Genomic DNA, 13110 nt, shown 5'->3' on the forward strand with positions numbered 1-13110 from the left:
GGCTCGCAGTGAGTTCGAGGCCGTCCTCGCCCACCGGCGCGACACCCTCGGCGACACCCACCCAGACACCCTCACCACCCAGCACGAACTCGCCCGGCTTCCACAGCCCCGTGCGGTCGACTGAAAAGGTCATCAGCTCTTGATGGCTGCCCGACAGAGGCTTCGGAGGTTGGGTGGTTGTGACGGCGGATCCCGGCGTGACAGGCGCGAGGTCCCGATTTCCCCCAGGTGTCCCCCAATAACGGCGAGCGAAGCAAGAATCGCAGGCTAGGAGTGGTGGACGGAGCCCGCTGTAAATCTGCCGTGGTGCGTACCTGGGGGATTGCTAACGGCTTCGTCATGAGCCGCGCTCGGGGTGAACCTGGATGTTTCGCGAGCGTCCGTTAACAGAAGGCGCCATCGCTCCCCCTTGCATTCCCCGCAAGTGGGCCAGCTGGCGCCGTGTGTTGAGGGTTTGGGGGTGGTCCGGGCCGAGGACCCGGACCCGGTCTTCCAGTAGCTTTGCCGTTGCCTCCAAGGCCCTGGCCGTATCCCCCGCTGCCCCCTGCCATAGGGCCATGTTGTGCCGGGTGCTGAGGGTGTCGGGGTGGTCCGGACCGAGGACCCGCACCCGGTCTTCCAGCAGCTCGGCGAACGCGGCCGCGGCCCCGGCCGCATCCCCCGCCGCCCGACAGTGGGCCAGGTTGTGCCGGGTGCTGAGAGCGTCGGGGTGATCCGGGCCGAGAACCCGCACCCGGTCCTCCAGCAGCTCCGCGAACGCGGCCGCGGCCCCGGCCGCATCACCCACTGCCCCCTGCCCTAGGGCCAGGTGGTGCCGGGTGCTGAGGGTGTCGGGGTGGTCCCGGCCGAGAACCCGCACCCGGTCTTCCAGCAGCTCGGCGAACGCGGCCGCGGCCCCGGCCGCATCACCCGCCTCCCCCCGCCAGTGGGCCAGGTTGTGCCGGGTGCTGAGGGTAAGGGGATGGTCCGGGCCGAGGACCCGCACCTGGTCTTCCAGCAGCTCGGCGAACGCGGCCGCGGCCCCGGCCGCATCACCCGCCTCCCCCCGCCAGTGGGCCAGGTTGTGCCGGGTGCTGAGGGTGTGAGGGTGGTCCGGGCCGAGGACCCGCATCAAATCCTCCAGCAGCTCGGCGAACGCGGCCGCGGCCCCAGCCGCATCACCCGCCTCCGTCCGCCATCGGGCAAGGTTGCCGCGGGTGGTGAGGGTGTGGCGGTGGTCCGGACCGAGGACCCGCATCAAATCCTCCAGCAGCTCCGCAAACGCAGCCGCGGCCCCGACCGCATCACCCGCCTGCCCCCGCCACCGGGCAAGGTTGCCGCGGGAAATGAGCGTGTGAGGGTGGTCCGGACCGAGGTGGCGGCGGGTGGTCGCGGCGAGGTCGTAAAAGTGGCTGACAGCGGCGGTGACCTGGCCAGACTCGCCGAGGCTCGTGCCCATGCGGTACAGCACCCTATGGACGTCCGGCTGGTGCAAGGCGTCAGCGGCGCAGCTGGTGAGGGCGGTGGCGTTGGCGAGCAGGGCCTGAGCGAGCGTGGTGTTGCGTTCTACCTCGGGCCAGGCTGCATGGAGAGCGTCGGCGGCGGTGCGGGCGGCAGCGCTTTGGCGGTCATCGGGGAGCCGTTCGCGGACGGCGCGCTGGATGAGCTGGTGGACTCGGACGGCCTCGTTTGGGGTGTGGTCGATGAGGCTGAGCCGGTGCAAGGCACGCAGGGCCCCCGTCGCATCTTCGGCTGTCACTTCGGGGCGGTGGCGTCCGGCTTGTTCAACGGTGAGGTGGGCAACGGCAGGGGGGCCGGTCAGGACGGTTTCGGGAATGCCGTTGGGGTCCAGGAATGCGGCGAGTTGGAGCATAGGACGGGCCAGGCCGGCCGGGGGCAGGGTATCGGCGCGATCGATGGACAGGGACCAAGCGGCGGCCATGGTACGGGTTTGATCGTCGGGCAGGACCAGGGGGACGGCATCGGCGAGGGTGGCGGTGCGGTTGGCGAGCAGCGTGCGGTAGACGGCTGCGGTCTGGCTGGAGTCGATGAGGTAGGCGGCGGCCTGGGACAGGGCCAGCGGCAGGTGTCCGAGGTCCGCGGCGAGCGCGGCGAGTTGCTCGTCGGGCTCGTGGCGGTTATGGGCGGCCAGTGCCGTGGTGAGGTAAGCCAGTGCTTCGGTCTCGGTGAACAGTCCGACGTTGATCAGGCGTCGTTGGCAGCCTGTGAGGGCGGCGTCCCGACGGCGGGTGGTGACCAGGGTGCGGCCGTGCGGGCTGGCCGGCGGCCACAGGCCCTGCAGAGCGTCGGGGTCGGCTACGTCATCCAGCACGATCAACCACCGGCAGGGGCGTCGGTGGGGTTTGGGCTCCAGCCAGGCCACGAACTTCTCGGCGGCCGTCTCGCGGTCGTCGATGTCGGCGGCAAGGACCTCCGCGGCGGCTCTCGCGTATCCGGTCACGGCAGCGCTGCGGGTGCCGGCAGTGATCCATACCAGTACGTCCAGAGTGCGGGTCTGCCAGGCGGTGCGGGCGTAGTCGGCGGCAAGTTGGGTCTTGCCGACCCCGCCCATCCCGGTCAGCACCTGCCCACGCACGGTGTCCTGTCCGACTAAAACCGCGGTGTCCACCCCCGCGAGGGCCTGGCACAGGCGGGCTGCTTCGGCCCGGTCCTGGAAGCAGTCCGCCCGCGACGGGATCACCCCGACCTGGTGCGGCCACGACGCCGGCGTGCGCGGCGCGGCATGCTCGTGCCGGTGCTGGTGGATCCCACCGGCGACGGAACCGGCAGCGACACTGCCACCGCCCGCGATGACCTGCGAGGGGTGGGCGGTGATGAACTGGTCGGTGGGTGGTGGGCTGGGAGTGGCGCCGGGTGCGGTCAGCCCTTGTCCGGACCCGGCTGCGAGGGGTTTGGCGCCGACCCGATTGTCACGTCCCCCATGCGCATGGCGGCCGCCGACCCGCCCTCGGCACGGATGTCCGCATTCCCGGCGACGGCCTGCCCGTTCCCGGAAGCCGACACCCCGCCACCCGCGGTCCCAGCAGCCGCAGCGGCCTGCAGTTTCTCCACCAGGTCCGCCAGGCCCTCGGCGAAGCCCGCATCCCGCTCGGCGGCATCCTCCAGAGAATCCGTCAGCCGCCGCTGGGTGCGCTCCGAGAGCTCCTCTCGGCCCTCCCCGGCCTCCTCCGCAGCTCGTTGGAGCGCCGGATCCTCGCCGAGTTTGCGGCTGACCAAGTCGTGCAGCCGGTCCATCCCCGCATCCAACCCCCGATCAACCTCGGTATCCGCCCGCACCGCCACTCGCTGGGCCTTCCGGGCCAGCCAGGCGAACACATACCCCACCGCAATCTCCACCCCCGGAACCACAGCAACCCCCTTGATCCAGCCGAAGACGACACCCTGACCGTACTCACACCCAGACACCCCGCGCCCTCAATTGCGGCTCATGACCACCTGGTACCAACGCGCTATGCCGAGCGAATCGAACGGGGATTTCCCAAGATCAGGTCCAGATGTGGACGAGAGGCGGCTCCCCCACAGACGCTCGTGCCGCCCACCGCGAAGCCCGGTGGCGGTACCGCTGTCTGCTGCAAGGATGATGCGGCCAGGCGTGATCGCGGCTTCAGAGCCCGTAGGAACGGAGCCGCCCGTTGTGGTGATGCGCGCTGACCTGAAGGCGGAAGGGTGCACACGTCGGATTGTCTCGGAATTCGAACACACGCTCTAATCAGGTTATGCATCGAGTTGAGCACCTCACCGACACCCAGGCGCGCCTCCTGGCCTGCATCCGTGGATTCATCGCCGAGCACGGGGAGGCGCCGACGATCGCGGAGATCGGCGCGGCCGTCGGGATGCGCAGCCGGGCCTCCGTGCACTACCAGCTGCGCGAGCTCGAAGCGAAGGCGGCGATCGCCCGGGAGCCCGGCCGACCGCGCGGGATCCGCCTCGGATGACGGACTCGCAGCGCTACCACCTGAGCCTGACCTGCGACGGCCGGCTGATCATGCACGGCTGGTGGGGCAACGAGGCGACTGCCCGGCGCAAGTGGACGTCCTGGATCGGCGAACGGGGCGCCATGCCCGGCGCCCGCATCCCCCTCACCGACGAGGCCGCGGGCGCGGCACTGGCCAACTGGCCGGACGAGTAGTAGCCGGCATCACCCCGCCCTACGGCGGCCGTGGTCTCAGTCGCGGTCTCGTTTGTGTCCCGGTCCGCCCTGTTCCACAGCCGTCCACTCAAGTTTGTGAGGACGGATGAACAGCGGCTTTACTGGGTCGAGGGACGCCCACGGACGCCTCCGGACCAAGATCGGACAACTCGTAATGCGTCGGTCTCGGTTCGAATCCCGAAGGCGATTCTCTCGTTCAGCGCATCTGGTGGCCCCGCCGGGCGCGGGCGCCGCATGAGGTGATCTCCCATGCGGCCCCGTGTCCTTCGACAGGGGCGAAGCACCAGGACCCTCAGTGCGTCTTGCGGCGTACCGGATCAGGGGCGACCTCAGTCGTGGTCTTGCCTTCTCGGTAGCCAGCTTGGCCATGCTCTCGGCGATTGCTGAATTCGGCGCTCGCAGTGGTCACCATCTCGCTACGCTCGGTATACGCAAAGGGGGACGGTATGACGGGTGTTGAAATCGCGATCGGCTATGTCTTCGCGTGGGCGGTGTGTAAGGCCCGCCGGGTGGCGGGGCGGGCCGATGCCGAGGTGGATCTGGCGCTCGACGGGGCAATGGACCGCGTGCACCAGGTAGTGGTCCGGCGGCTGGGCAATGATCCGGAACTGGAACGGCTGGAGGCGGAGGCGGCAGCCGGCCAGGATGAACCGAGTGCCCTGACCCGGCAGCGTGTCGAGGCCGCCGTTTCCCGGGCTGCCGAGCAGGACCGCGACTTCGCGCGGGATCTGGAAGAGGCGGTGGCCGCGGTGCAGGAGGCTGCCCGGGCGGCGGGCGGCGTGGTGGCCGGTGCTTATGGGCTGGCCGTGGGCGGTGACCTGTCGGTGAAGGCGGAGGGAGGTTCCTTCGCGGCGGGCGTTGCCAACATCCGTGACGGGGTGCGGTTGGGAAACCCTCAGCAGCCGGGTACGGACCGGCCCTGACCGAACCCGGCAACCGACACGCCCCGCTCCCGGGCGTACAGGCCAGTAACGGAGCACTCGCCGCTGGGAAGTTCCGAGCCGACAACGTCTACATCGGAACGTCCGGGCCCGAGGCCGAACCCGTCGCGGTCACGGTGGCGCCGCCATTGGGCCTGCGCGATCCGCGAAGGCCTCTGCGGGGCCGCGACGCACTGTTCGCGCAGGTGGACTCAGCGCTGTCCGCTGCAGGCGACCCGCTGGTGCAGGTGCTATGTGGGATGGGCGGTTCCGGGAAGACCTCGATCGCCCTGGAACTGGTTCGCCATCGGCTTGGCCGAGCACAGGTGTGGTGGGTCGACGCCCGGCAGGACACGACTCTTGAGGCCGGTCTGCGGGCAGTGGCCCGGCAGGCCGGTGCCTCCGAGGAGCAACTGCGTACGGGGGCTGCGGCGGACGTGCTGTGGTCGTGCCTGGCGCGGTTTGAGCGGCCGTGGCTACTGGTGGTGGACAACGCCGACGAGCCAGCTCTGCTGGATGGCCCCGGGAGACTGAGTGAGGGAACCGGCTGGATCCGGCCTCCTGCCAACGGCCTCGGCAGCGTCCTCGTCACCAGCCGCGACAGCACCCCACAGACGTGGGGCACCGCCTGCACCCGGCATCCCGTGCGCCCCTTGACCGGTGACCACTTCACGGACGCCGAACAGATCCTGCGCGACCACGCGGGCGACGGGGCAGGCCCCGCGGACGATGCCCGACGCCTGGCCGAACGCCTGGGTGGGCTGCCCCTGGCCCTGCGCCTCGCCGGCACCTACCTCGCCGACGCCGGCAACGTGCCGCCCGCCTACCGCGAGCCAGGCACACCGGTCGACTTCCATTCCTACCAGGAAGCACTGGACCGTGGCCTTGCACACGTGGACCAAGGCAACGTCATCGCACAGACCTGGGCCATGTCCGTGAGGCTGCTGGAACAACGTGGCCTGCCCCTGGCTCAGCCCCTGCTTCAACTGATCGCCACATTTGCCGATGCCCCCCTGCCGTACACCCTGCTGCTGACCCCGCAAACACTTTCCACCGCGGAAGGGCTTGCCGGTCTCGAGGGGCCTGGCTTGTGGAGGCTGCTCACGGCCTTGGCCGCCCTCGGCCTGGTCGACCTCTCACCCGCCACGGACACCAACACGCTGCCCACGCTGCGCGTACACCCGCTGGTCCGCGACGCAAGCCTCGACCAAGGTGTACTCGGCACTGCCGTCAGCGCACTACATAGCGCAGCTGCTGCCGATAGAACAGGGAGGCCTGAGGATCCGGGCTACTGGGATCACTGGCGGCTCCTGCATCCCCACGGCTTGGACCTCTTTCAACGAGCCACGGCCACTGAACTGCCCGATGAAACAGTCCAAGACGCGGCGCGCACTGCCTGGCTCGCCGCCCGATACTTGCGAGTCCGCGGCCTGTATGACCGGGCCCGCAGCGAGCTCGAAGCTGTCCTCGCCGCTCAGCGCAAGATCCTCGGCGACACCCACCCAGGCACCCTCGCCACCCGGCACAGCCTCGCCTCGGCCCGGCATGATCAGGGGGATCTAAGCCGGGCCCGTAGCGAGTTCGAAGCCGTCCTCGCGGCTCGGCGCGAGCTCCTCGGCGACACCCACTCAAACACTCTCACCACCTGGCACGACCTCGCCTTGGTCCTGCGCGAGCAGGGGGAAGTGGGCCGGGCCCGTCGCGAGTTCGAAGCCATCCTCACCGCGGAGCGCGAGATCCACGGCGACACCCATCCAAGCACCCTGCCCACCCGACACGAACTCGCCTTGGTCCTGCACGATCAGGGGGAAGTGGACCGGGCCCGTCGCGAGTTCGAAGCCATCCTCACCGCGGAGCGCGCGACCCTGGGCGACACCCACCCAGACACCCTCGCCACCCGACACAACCTCGCCTCGGTCCTGCACGATCAGGGGGAAGTGGACCGGGCCCGTCGCGAGTTCGAAGCCATCCTCACCGCTCAGCGCAAGACCCTCGGCGACACCCACCCAGGCACCCTCGCCACCCGACACAGGCTCGCCTTGATCCTGCACGAGCAGGGGGAAGTGGGCCGGGCCCGTCGCGAGTTCGAAGCCATCCTCGCCGCTCAGCGCAAGACCCTCGGCGACACCCACCCAGACACCCTCGCCACCCGACACAGCCTCGCGTCGGTCCTGCGCGAGCAGGGGGAAGTGGGCCGGGCCCGTCGCGAGTTCGAAGCCGTCCTCGCCGCTCGACGCGAGACCCTGGGCGACACCCACCCTGCCACCCTCAATGCCCGACACAGCCTCGCGTCGGTCCTGCGCGAGCAGGGGGAAGTGGGCCGGGCCCGTCGCGAGTTCGAAGCCGTCCTCGCCGCTCGGCGCGAGACCCTGGGCGACACCCACCCAGACACCCTCAATGCCCGACGAAGCCTTCATCAAGTTGCCGATGCCTCACAGCAGAGGAACGCGGCAACTGAGGCATAACGACGCCCGTTTGAGATCTTGCTCCATGTGGTCAGAGGTGCTAAACCAAGTCGAGACCTCGGGGCTGTGACGGTGATGAGGGATTCGTCCCCCCCATACAGCGCGAAACGAGGCGCTGGAAGAAGTGCCTGATCAGGCTGACCGGACTTGGCCCACTGCAAGGCTGCTGACTCTGCCTCCTGGCCAGGGACCGGGACGCTCTGTGTTTGGGAGAAACCTGGGAGAAGATCTTCTCCCGGCGCCACTCCAGCACTCACGGAGAACTTGCCATACCAAAGCCCTAACCTGCATAAACGTCGGCGAGGCCAGGTTCGGACCTCACCCGGACCTTATTCGGGACGAAGAGGTCGTGGGTTCAAATCCCGCCACCCCGACAGTGCAGTACCAGATCAGGGGCCTGATCCGCTTGGCGGGTCGGGCCCCTGACTGGTTTCGCGGGCCTTTTGGGGAACCGTTTGGGAGCCGCCCACCGGCTTACGGCTCGGACCATCCGACAGGCGGTCTCTCCGCTGTCGGCTTGCCGGGGGTGGCCGAGCTCGGCTGTCCCGCAGGGGCGGAAGCAGGTCAGGTACACGAAGCTTGATCCGCGACGCGTGGCCAGGCGGAGCCCGGAGCCGTCAGCGAGGTGGTGCAGGCGGCCGAACGGGTCCGAGGAACTCTCCTACCAGCAGCCGCTCGCACGGCGTCAGCACCCGTGCCCCTCCGGCAGAGCCTGCTTCGGCTCGGGCATCTCGCCGAGTGCGGCTACCGCGTAAGCAGCGTCGATGTTCGCCAGACCCCGGCACGCGGTACGGCGCATCACGTGCGTCCAGGGACGAGGGGGACGCGGTTCATCGTCATCACGGAGGACGGCGTGGGAGGCGCGGATCCCTCTCGGGCCTCGGCTACCGGGCGGCGAATGCCCAGGGCGCGGGCCTGCTTCAGCAGCAGACCCGCGCCCGTCACGTCGGTCTTCGGTGAGAAGTACCGGACGTCAGCTGGTGAAGATGAGGTACTTCCAGGTCCCGTGCGTCGTCGAGTTCACGTTGTCGCCCGACGTCGTGTCGATGTAGGACGACCGGACCCGGAAGCGGACGCCCGTCGGCGGGGTGCCCGTGAGCTCGAGCGTGTCCTTTCCGCCCGAACCGAGTACGAGGTACGCGGAGTGCGTGGTGCGCCAGGCACCCTGGTAGTAACCCTGCATCTCCACCTTGTACTTGCGGCCCGGGTACGGCGTCATCGTCGTGTCGTAGACGGGGTCCTTGGACTTGTGGAAGTAGCGGTACGTCTGGCTCCACGCCGTCTTGCTCGTGTAGTAACCGCTGAGCGCGGTCGACACCCTGACCCGCGCGCCGACCGTGCTGGTGGCCGTCGCGAGCGCGTACCGGGTGTCGCCGGTGAACTTGGCGGTGACCTTGGTGTCGCGGGTCAGGGAGAGAGTGACGGACAGGTTGCCGGAGGAGTCGACCGTGCCGGACTTGACCAGCTTCTCGGGCTTGTCCGCGCCGTAGGGGTTGGCGTAGATCGCGACGGTGCGGTTCTTGTACGTCGTCCCCAGGTGCGCCGTGAACTTCACTGCGCTGTTGTACGCGTACACCTTGCCGTTGTTGTTGAGCGTCACCGCGGTCGCCGTGCGGGTGACGTTCACCGTGCTCGTGGCGGTGGCGCCCGCGTGGTACTCGTCGCCCGCGTAGCCGACCGTGTACGTGACCTTGCCGCCGGCCGGCGGGGTGTCGGCGAAGGTGTACGAGCCGTCGGCACCGACCGTCGCCCTGCCGAGCGCCTTGCCGGCCGGGGACTCGTCGTCGGTGCGGGTGACGGAGACCGTGGTGCCGGACGGGAACACGGTGTTCGACGTCAGTTTGCCCGTGACGCTGAGGGACTTGGCGCGCGTGGCGGTGGCCGGGACCGTCGCCGTGAGGGTGGTGTCCGCCTTGGTCGGGTCGTCGAGGACGCGCAGCGAGTACACGTCCGCGGCGTTGTACGACACCGCGAACAGCTTGTCGGCGTCCGGCGCCCAGGCGAGACCCGAGGGCACGAGGGTGTCGGAGCCGCTGCCGCCGCCGGTGTTCGGGAAGTCGTACTGCCGTACCGGCGTGGAGACGCCCGGCTCGAAGATGTGGACGTCGGGGTCGTACCAGGAGAAGGTGCCCGCGGCGACGGCGCCGTTCGGGGCGATGTCGACCGCGTTCGGGTAGGGGTTGGTGGTGTAGCTGCCGTCCTCCGACAGGTCCGAGAGCTTGAACACCTCCTGCTTGTAGGGGGCGCCGCTGGCCGTGACGACGTCCTTGCCGTCCGGAGTGACGGCGAGGTCGGTGAGGTTGCTGCTGCTGCCCGGATCCCAGGCGTACGCGGTGCGGTTCGCCGAGCCCGACGACACGTCGTACACGGCAAGTTCGTTCGGGCTCTGCCCGGAGGCCCCCGCCACGATGGTGCCAGGGGCACCGGTCGAGGAGCCGAGGATCGGAGCGTCGTTCCAGGTACGGGTGGTGTCCTGGTGGAGGGCCACGACCGGGTCACCGGCGCTCAGGTCGAGCGAGCCGATGTTGCCGCTGCCGGCGCCGCGGTAGCCGAACCAGAGCTTGCCGCCGGCGAGGGCCGGATACTCGGGCTGGGTGCCGTCGCCCGTCGGGTAGCGATGGGCCTCGGTGGCGGTCGCCGTATCGATGGCGACGATCGCGTCGGCGTCCTCGACAGCCGCGTACAGGGTGCCGGAATCGGCGGACAGTTCCAGGCCGCGGACGCCGGGCAACGAGTCGACGGTGCCGACGACCGTGCCGCTGTAGTCGGTTGCGACGACCTTTCCGCTGGTCGGGTCGCTGATGAAGACCCGCTGGTGGACGCCGTCCACGACGACGTCGCCGGTCGACTTGACCGGCAGGATGGTGCTGGAGTCGGCCAGCGCGGGCGCGGCCGAGGTGACCGCGAGCGCGGCCGAGCTGAAGAGGACCGCGAGTGCCGTCGCGGCCGGAAGAGTGCGTATGCGCACGGTGGCTTCGAACCCCCGGAACGAAAAGAGCCCCTTTTGTTGAACTGGGGAGTAACCGGAGCCTAGGTCACGCCAGTGGCAGCAGAGGCAAAGGGGGGTCAACGATGATCAAAGAAGTGGGCGAGATACCCGGGAGCCGACCCGCTCCCCGAACCCTCCCCATACCGCGCAAGACAGCCAATGTCCCGACCTGCGCAAATGGCAACCAGGCGGGAGTACTGCGCCTGTTTTCGAAAGTCCGGTGGGACTACGCTCGCCCGATGACCTTGGAATGGGAACAGGTAATCGTTCACTCGATGGATCCGGTGGCCTTGGGGCAGTGGTGGGCCGAGGCTCTTGGTTGGGTTGTGGTCCACTCCTCCGACGAGGAGTTCGAGATCCGCCCGGAGCCGGATCGCCTGCCAGGGTTGGACTTCGTCCGGATCGAAGAGAGCAAGAAGGTCAAGAGCCGGCTGCATCTCGACTTCCGGCCCGATGACCAGGACGCCGAGGTGGCTCGCCTTGAGGCTCTTGGCGCCAAGCGTGTCGACATCGGCCAGGGTGACCAGTCGTGGGTTGTCCTGGCAGACCCCGAAGGCAACGAGTTCTGTGTCCTTGGCCAACGGCGTCAGTGAGAACCCTTTGTGCCCGCCCCCTTGACCGCGGACCTCGAAGGTTCTCTGACCGGTCTCTCTTTGCACGGGAGAGCCCCGGGTTCACGGTGCCAGTTGCTCCGCGGCTCCACCCCACGTGAACCTCACGTCTTGCTCAGGGATTGCGCGGAGGCCGGTCGTCCGTCTCAGGGGGCTGGCATGCTCTCGTCAGGCAGGGCAGGGGGGAAGTGGTCGCGCCCTGGTCGTCGTGCCCACGGCTGCGGCAAGGGTGCCGAGAAGACCGTGACCGTCTGCATGCCGCATCGTGTCGGCCGGCCATCTGGGAGGACTGACGTGTCCCGCCGAACCCTCGTAGGGCTGAGCATCGCCTGTACCGCAGCGCTCCTTTCCGTTGTCGCGTGCACTTCGGATCATTCCGGCGCCAAGGGGCCGTCGCGGACCACGCGTTCGGCCGAGCCTGGTTCGGCAACGGCATCGGCCGGCCTGAGCACCAGACCGTTCCTTGTGCAGAAGCCGCCGGAGTTGGTCGATGACGAGACGCTCGTCGGTCGTCAGAAGGTGACCATTGGGAACGCGAGCATCGCATTCGGTCAGGGCAAGAAGGGGGACGCCCTGATCATCGCGGTGCGTTGTCAGGGCGCGGGGAAGATCGAGGTCGCCGTGCGGTCCGTGCATGTCTCCTTTCCGCTGAAGTGCCTCGCCGGCGAGATCAGCACCACGTACGACCAAGTGGCCATTGGCGGGGCGGACCGTAGTGGCGTCGTATCCGTCGAGGCGCCCTCGGCCGTGCACTGGTCCCTGACGATCGGTCGTGGTGCGCCCGCGCAGGAAGAGCCGCCCAGGGCATCCGAATCGCTCTGAACGTCGGCGAGGCGTTCATGTCGCCTGGTGCATCAAGGGTCCTTTCCGTTGCGCCGTGCATGGTGAGTTGTGCGCGTCTGTGGCGGAGATCGGCGGGCGGTTGGGGAGCCGGACAGGTGTGCCGATTCCGACCTCGACGGGGTCTCCGATCCATGTCGCATGCCGCGCCGAGATCGGAGAGTCATGTGGTGTAGCGAAGCATGCGCAACAGGTGTGAGAACAGGGGTTGTTGGGTGGTCCACCCGGATGGGTACACACCTGCCGTCCAAGCCTGGTACTGGGCGGAATTGGATGCACTGACCTGCGGAATCTTGTGCGCCGGAGTGCGCGGGCGTCCGTCGGACACCCGCCTGGTGGTGTCCGGCGAGGAGAGCCGCCCCCCGTACTGGCGAACGGTCCGGCGCCGGTGCCTGCGCCCGCCCTGCTACTGCCCCTCGGTCGGGCCGGCCCCTCGGCAGCGGCTGGTCGGGGTGGGGGACGTGTGCTGGAGCCAGCGGGCCTCTATCTCGCGGCCGTCCGGGAGGGTGTGGTGGGGTGGGCCGGCGATCGGGACGAAGCCGGCGGCCGTCAGTGACCGTCCGCTCGCGGTGTTCGCCGGCTCGTGTCCCGCGCGTACCGTCCGTATTCCCAGATGCGCGTGGGCGAGAAGTGCGGCGGCCGCGAACAGTTCCGCGCCGAGGCCCTGGCCACGTGCGTGGGGAGCAAGATGTCCGCCGATCTCCGCGGTGCCGGGATCGACCTGTGTGGCGCCGGCGTATCGGCCGTCGTCCAGGCGCACGCCGATGAGTATCTCCCCGTCGTCCGGGCCGGGTTCGTAGAGGTCGGCCAACAGGCTCCGGGCCTCACGGGACTTGACGCGGGAGGCGGCATCGCCGGGGCGCAGCTGGGGCAGGGCCTCGCGGGTGCGTGGGTCGGTCAGGACGCCCTGGCCCCAGCCGAGCCATCGCTGGGCCTCGGGGTCCGAGGCGGAGGCCAGTGCGGCCGCGAGGTCCAGCTTGGTCTCCGGGGTGTAGAGCAGGAGGCGGGCCGTGCGCAAGGTGTGCCGCCGGTGTCCGCATACGCCGGGCAGCGGAAGCCCGGGCGTCGACCGCCCGCGGCGGAGCCGTGACCAGATCATGTCGTCCCCTGGAGTTGCCCGAGCCGGGCCGGCCGG

General features: G+C 69.2%; 11 protein-coding genes. 7 read left to right on the plus strand and 4 right to left on the minus strand.

Annotated features, from left to right (window positions below):
- A partial coding sequence (locus tag ACWGKT_RS14285; protein WP_453273887.1) for a hypothetical protein occupies window positions 1-124 on the plus strand: 124 nt, incomplete at its 5' end.
- A gap of 213 nt (window positions 125-337) precedes the next feature.
- Here the strand turns inward: ACWGKT_RS14285 and fxsT are convergent.
- Together fxsT and ACWGKT_RS14295 are read right to left on the minus strand one after the other, a co-directional pair.
- Window positions 338-2863 (minus strand): FxSxx-COOH system tetratricopeptide repeat protein, encoded by a 2526-nt coding sequence (fxsT, locus tag ACWGKT_RS14290; protein WP_453273888.1) that lies wholly within the window; start codon window positions 2861-2863, stop codon window positions 338-340.
- Window positions 2860-3336, minus strand: a complete 477-nt coding sequence (locus ACWGKT_RS14295) for a hypothetical protein (RefSeq protein WP_453273809.1) — start codon at window positions 3334-3336, stop codon at window positions 2860-2862. The genes fxsT and ACWGKT_RS14295 overlap by 4 nt, the downstream gene beginning before the upstream one ends.
- 380 nt (window positions 3337-3716) lie before the next feature.
- On the opposite strand from ACWGKT_RS14295, the gene ACWGKT_RS14300 reads away from it, so the two are divergent.
- The 4 genes from ACWGKT_RS14300 (at window position 3717) to ACWGKT_RS14315 (ending at window position 7535) form a co-directional block, all read left to right on the plus strand.
- Window positions 3717-3935, plus strand: a complete 219-nt coding sequence (locus ACWGKT_RS14300) for a LexA family protein (RefSeq protein ID WP_453273810.1) — start codon at window positions 3717-3719, stop codon at window positions 3933-3935.
- Window positions 3932-4129 carry a hypothetical protein gene (locus ACWGKT_RS14305; protein WP_453273811.1) on the plus strand — a complete coding sequence of 66 codons (198 nt, stop codon included), beginning with the start codon at window positions 3932-3934 and terminating at the stop codon, window positions 4127-4129. Before ACWGKT_RS14300 ends, ACWGKT_RS14305 begins: the two co-directional genes overlap by 4 nt.
- 467 nt (window positions 4130-4596) lie before the next feature.
- The gene (locus ACWGKT_RS14310; RefSeq protein WP_453273812.1) at window positions 4597-5073 is read left to right on the plus strand and encodes a hypothetical protein; all 477 of its coding nucleotides are present in this window, start codon (window positions 4597-4599) and stop codon (window positions 5071-5073) included.
- Window positions 5074-5276: 203 nt separating this feature from the next.
- Window positions 5277-7535, plus strand: coding sequence for a tetratricopeptide repeat protein (locus tag ACWGKT_RS14315; protein ID WP_453273813.1), 2259 nt, complete (start codon window positions 5277-5279; stop codon window positions 7533-7535).
- 973 nt (window positions 7536-8508) lie between these two features.
- Here ACWGKT_RS14315 and ACWGKT_RS14320 read toward each other — a convergent pair.
- Entirely contained in the window at window positions 8509-10503 is a 1995-nt protein-coding gene (locus ACWGKT_RS14320; RefSeq protein ID WP_453273814.1) for an Ig-like domain repeat protein, read from the minus strand.
- 260 nt (window positions 10504-10763) lie between these two features.
- On the opposite strand from ACWGKT_RS14320, the gene ACWGKT_RS14325 reads away from it, so the two are divergent.
- Together ACWGKT_RS14325 and ACWGKT_RS14330 are read left to right on the plus strand one after the other, a co-directional pair.
- Window positions 10764-11117 carry a VOC family protein gene (locus tag ACWGKT_RS14325; RefSeq protein ID WP_453273815.1) on the plus strand — a complete coding sequence of 118 codons (354 nt, stop codon included), beginning with the start codon at window positions 10764-10766 and terminating at the stop codon, window positions 11115-11117.
- 312 nt (window positions 11118-11429) lie between these two features.
- Entirely contained in the window at window positions 11430-11957 is a 528-nt protein-coding gene (locus tag ACWGKT_RS14330) for a hypothetical protein (RefSeq protein ID WP_453273816.1), read from the plus strand.
- 424 nt (window positions 11958-12381) lie between these two features.
- Here ACWGKT_RS14330 and ACWGKT_RS14335 read toward each other — a convergent pair whose 3' ends face one another.
- Window positions 12382-13074, minus strand: a complete 693-nt coding sequence (locus ACWGKT_RS14335) for a GNAT family N-acetyltransferase (protein ID WP_453273817.1) — start codon at window positions 13072-13074, stop codon at window positions 12382-12384.
- Between the last annotated feature and the right edge of the window lie 36 nt (window positions 13075-13110).

This window comes from Streptomyces sp. NPDC054794, assembly GCF_053611585.1.

Bases quoted from the DNA above. Each gene is read 5' to 3' on its own strand.
- ACWGKT_RS14300 (WP_453273810.1), top strand. From the start codon at position 3,717: ATGCATCGAGTTGAGCACCTCACCGACACCCAGGCGCGCCTCCTGGCC.
- ACWGKT_RS14305 (WP_453273811.1), top strand. From the start codon at position 3,932: ATGACGGACTCGCAGCGCTACCACCTGAGCCTGACCTGCGACGGCCGG.
- ACWGKT_RS14310 (WP_453273812.1), top strand. From the start codon at position 4,597: ATGACGGGTGTTGAAATCGCGATCGGCTATGTCTTCGCGTGGGCGGTG.
- ACWGKT_RS14325 (WP_453273815.1), top strand. From the start codon at position 10,764: ATGACCTTGGAATGGGAACAGGTAATCGTTCACTCGATGGATCCGGTG.
- ACWGKT_RS14335 (WP_453273817.1), bottom strand. From the start codon at position 13,074: ATGATCTGGTCACGGCTCCGCCGCGGGCGGTCGACGCCCGGGCTTCCG.